The 651-nt window shown below is 51.8% G+C and carries 1 protein-coding gene; it reads right to left on the bottom strand.

Annotation, left to right across the window (positions count from 1 at the left end; translation table 11 throughout):
• Positions 1 to 558, bottom strand: a 558-nt coding sequence (locus G6K99_RS23195) for an IS6 family transposase (RefSeq protein WP_174076376.1), incomplete at its 3' end; no start/stop codon positions are given.
• Positions 559 to 651 lie beyond the last annotated feature (93 nt).

Genomic DNA, 651 nt, shown 5'->3' with positions numbered 1-651 from the left:
GCCTTTCATCGGTCGGGTCAGCTTCTTGATAAACCGGTGATCTTGCTCAATCATGTTGTTGAGGTATTTGACCTGCAGGATTTCGATCAGCCAGAACCATCCCTGCAACAGCAGCAGCCTGTTGATGTTTTGCAATCTTGCCAGATTGGCGCCGCTCTTGTCGATGACGACCTTTTCGGGCCAACCATTGTTCTCGATCATGCGAGCGAAGAAGGCGCTGGCCGCAGCCTCATCGCGGCGCTCGGACAGCATGAAATCAAGGGTTTTGCCGAATTTATCGACAGCACGATAGAAATAGGTCCATTTGCCTTTGACCTGGATATAGGTCTCGTCCATTCGCCAGGAACTGCTGGTCGCGGATTTCCGGCGCTGGGCCTGGGCGGCAATCAAGGGCGAATATTTCACAACCCATCTGTTCAGCATCGCGTGGTCAACGACAACACCACGCTCAGCCATAATCTCTTCCAAATCACGATAGGAGACCGCATATCTGACGTAGAAAAACACCGCGTATAAGATCACGTCTTTCGGGGAGTGACTGCCTTTGAAATCGACCATGATCGGGAAACTCAACCTGCTGCTCATCGTTGGCCCAGACCTATGGTATGACCAAACTGGCTGCAAATCCGGTAAAAAGTTCGCGACAGAACC

Source organism: Neorhizobium sp. AL 9.2.2 (genome assembly GCF_013317225.1).
Classification (GTDB): Bacteria; Pseudomonadota; Alphaproteobacteria; order Rhizobiales; family Rhizobiaceae; genus Neorhizobium; species Neorhizobium soli.
This window is presented reverse-complemented; position numbering and strand designations above follow the sequence as displayed.